2 protein-coding genes are annotated in these 3,876 nt (G+C 39.8%); both read right to left on the minus strand.

Annotated features, from left to right (window positions below):
• Positions 1 to 178: 178 nt before the first annotated feature.
• Complete coding sequence (locus E4665_RS17890; RefSeq protein WP_135350163.1) at positions 179 to 3,016, minus strand: DEAD/DEAH box helicase; 2,838 nt, start codon at positions 3,014 to 3,016, stop codon at positions 179 to 181.
• A gap of 121 nt (positions 3,017 to 3,137) precedes the next feature.
• Positions 3,138 to 3,668, minus strand: coding sequence for a hypothetical protein (locus E4665_RS17895; protein ID WP_135350164.1), 531 nt, complete (start codon positions 3,666 to 3,668; stop codon positions 3,138 to 3,140).
• Between the last annotated feature and the right edge of the window lie 208 nt (positions 3,669 to 3,876).

The following is a 3,876-nucleotide window of genomic DNA, read 5'->3' on the forward strand; positions in this document are numbered from 1 at the left end:
TAATATCTGGTTGATTGACTGTCTTTTTTAAGACGGTCTTATTTTTTATGATCATCGGACAGTATCCTCGTCAAACTGTGGACAATAGCCGCCATCATTTTCTGGACATTAATGAATAGCAGTAACAATATACTTCATCTATTACCTTTCCAAATTATAACAGATAATATCTATAACATTATACTTTTGTCGTAAATTCAAGATATAAAGACATCGGTACTTCGTGATGCAATGTGATATCGGTTGTGATTGGTTTGTTGCCTTGAAAACGAGTGACATCGCCCTTACCAAGATAGATGTACGGTTCCGTATTGTTATCAATCACTTTAAACTTCCGGACAAAAAGATAGAGATTAATTCCATATTTTTTATTATGAATGAGCCGCCGCCCTTGTTTTGTCTCCTGACTGGTTGAGTTCGGCGTTTCCCACTGAAAGACTTTTGGACTGATAAATTGATCTTTATATTTAATGCTTTCCTTCAAGTCCTCATCCTTATTCAAATCAACAAACAAGTAATAGTCATTTCCATTAGGAATCGTTGAACCCCGAAAGGCACTTAACTTTTTCTTAAAATTAATTAGTGGTCCCAGATCCTTTGTCGTATACTGCTCATACAGTTTCAGAAAAGGAACGCCATAATTTTTTGAGCCAAATTGCCTGCTATACCTATAAAGCCCGTAATTCAATACATCCAGAATATAGAGCTTTTGCTGCTCATCCGCGCAGATCTCACCATAGATTGATGTCCGATTCAGCTGATGATGCTGTCGATCATAGATACATAGTTTCAGATCTCGGTCGATCTGCGCGTGATCGTCATACGTCTGGTTTAGGCGTTCAAAAGCATGGATCAACGTCTCCTCGGTTACGGAGTCCATAACTTTCAGGAGCTCGTTCTCTGCCTTCTCATAAGAAATTCGTTCATGAGTGACCAAATAACGTAAAATAATAAATTCATGCGGCCGCTTAACTGGCAAAAAGGCTGAGAGTTGGCGCAGCAACTGGCGAAAAGGTTCCGTTTGAGACAGACGTTGAAACGCTTCCGCTTTTTCCACCGCAGCTAAAAATTCCAGATAACTTTTCTTGTGATCGATGAATTTTACAGGATCCGGTGCATGCTCAAACCGGACATAATCCATCAAATAATTAGGGACATCACGTTTTGTAACTCTTATGTATTCCTTTTTGAATTCAAGGTACTCATCCTTCAGATATTTCATCGTCCGGAAGTTTTCCATATCTAATTGTTGGATGATCTGCTGCTGAGAGATCTTGTCCATTTGGATATGTGTCGCTCCAGGTAAGTCAGGAAAACCTCTCTTGACCGCAACTTTAAGACTATCCTTGTCATAGAAACGTTTCCCGCTCAGTGCGATCGCAATGAGAAACGTTTTACTGTGGTTTCCGATAAAGTCAAGCACCGTAAGAAATGACTGTCCCTGATACTTGCGCAAGCCACGTCCCAGTTGCTGCATAAAAATAATTGGCGAATTCGTCGGCCGGAGCATGAGTACCAAATTCACAGAAGGAATATCCACACCTTCATTGAAAATATCAACGGTAAAAATAACTTGTAACGGATCCAAGTCATCCTCCAGGCGGCGGATCGTTTCCTGACGGTACTGCTGCGAATCCCCACCTGTCAGGCACACACTGTCGATCCCTCGCTTATTGAATTCATCCGCCATATACTGCGCATGATCTCTCGTTACACAATACCCCAGACACTTGCATGTCTCACCATCGTAGCCGTAAAAATTCATTTTATCAATGATGAAATCAACCCGGCGATTCACTTCCAGACGCTTTGCCACTTCAGCAACATTATCAATGGAGATATCCGAAAGATCGATCCCCTCAATATCCGTAATGCCAAAATAGTGGAAGGGCAGAACCAAATCCTCCTCCAATGCCTCATTGAGCCGAACTTCGACCGCAATGTTATTGTCAAACAGGCCGAAAATATCACCATTATCACATCGTTCGGGCGTTGCCGTCATGCCCAGCAAAAAATCGGGATTAAAGTAATCCAGCACTTTGGTATAACTCGGACTGGTTGCGTGGTGGGCTTCATCGACGATCAGATACTTAAAGTGGTCCGGTGTAAAATCACGGAAGTGATCTTTAATCGTCTGGATCGTTGTAAAAACATATTTTTTGCCCTCGTAGTCTTTCTCATTACCAGTAAAAAGTCCCATGTTCCCGCGCCCAAGGAGACGCTCAAAGGTTTCTTTAGCTTTCACCAGGATCTCTTCCCGATGAACAATATAGAGCAAGGTATCCGGATGCAGCTGCCGGACATCAAACGCCGCCATGTAGGTTTTGCCCGTACCAGTTGCAGAAATGACCAGTGCCCGCTTCTCCCCGTGATTTCTCAGCCGTTCCAGATTCTCCATCGCCTGCTTCTGCATCTGATTCGGCATGATCCGCTGCATTTCCGCGTCCCCGTAGCTAAATGAAGAGCCACTGACACGCGCCGAATGAGATCTCAGATTTTCAATAAATCGCTGATAGCTTTGTAGAAAAAGATCATCGGCAACCGTACATTGATCCCACAATTCCCGATACTCCTTAATGACCTTCTCTAAAAATTGCCCTTCAGCTTTTGAAACGATCTCGACATTCCATTCCACGTTACTCTTCAACGCACTCTGCGTGATATTCGAGGAACCAATCATGATCTTAAAGTCATCTTTATTTTCAAAAATATAGACTTTGGAGTGGAAACCCTTGGTATGATCCGCCTCAAATACCCTCAGTTCCACATTATCAAAATTTCTAATCTTTTTGAGTGCCTTGGGTTCCGTAAAGTTGAGGTACGTGGAGGTCATGATCTTCCCTTGAACGCCTCGTTCACGCAGATCTTTCAAATTGTCCAATAAAAGTTGGAGGCCGCTGTAATTAATAAAAGCAACACTGAAATAGAACCGCTCGCAATTTTCAAAAGCCTGCTGCAGTTCGTATAGAAATGTTTGTCCGTTGGAGTTGGTTATAAGTTTCGTCGGAAAGATCATCTTTACACGTTCACCTGTCGTCATTTCTTTGAGATCTAGAATTTATAAACTAATAATCCACTACTGCTAGAGCAGTTAAATCGATGAATGACATAATAAATTCTTAAACTAGTCGAATGATCTATTCTTCCATCTGGTTTCTCACTTCAGGAGAGACATCTCTCTTTAACAGTTCAATAAGGTCAGTCAAATCAATAGGTATTTCAATATTATTTAATTGCAATTCGGTATAATATTTTTTAGCCAAAATAGATAGACTATAAATTCCCTCTAACGTCGACCAATCTCTAAATCTAGTATCCATCTCTTCTTGATATTTCATATTCCTATATGATTGCAATAATGATTTGCAAAAAGTATTCTTAATCGATTGGTATTTAAAAATACTTCTGCCAAGCATTCCCGAAATAGTTTTAAATATGCCTGTACAAATTTTCATATCCATAAATGGTAACGAAACTATTATTTGATTTAATTTGTCAATACCTAACTTCACATCAAGTTTAAACCATTCACTTAAATAAAAGATAATATTTAACGCGGAAAATGATTGGCTTTGGCTAACAAAATTACCAGTGATAAATCCATGAGTGATTTCATTATATGGGACATTAAAGTTATTAATAATTGCATCAACGGTTTGTAAAGTCATACTTGGTATTTCATGTCCTTGAAAATACGAGATGAAATAATTTAACATTTCTTTGACTTTACTATCATTTATACTATCTACCCTGAATTATTCATAGAACGAGTTTTTTCCGTTCCTGAGCGGAGATTTCTCGAAAAATCAAGCCATTTTTGACACGTCCAGATTCAAAATGAATCGGCTCATCAAAGTTTCGGCAATTGACATACGT

Source organism: Sporolactobacillus shoreae (genome assembly GCF_004684935.1).
GTDB lineage: Bacteria > Bacillota > Bacilli > Bacillales > Sporolactobacillaceae > Sporolactobacillus > Sporolactobacillus shoreae.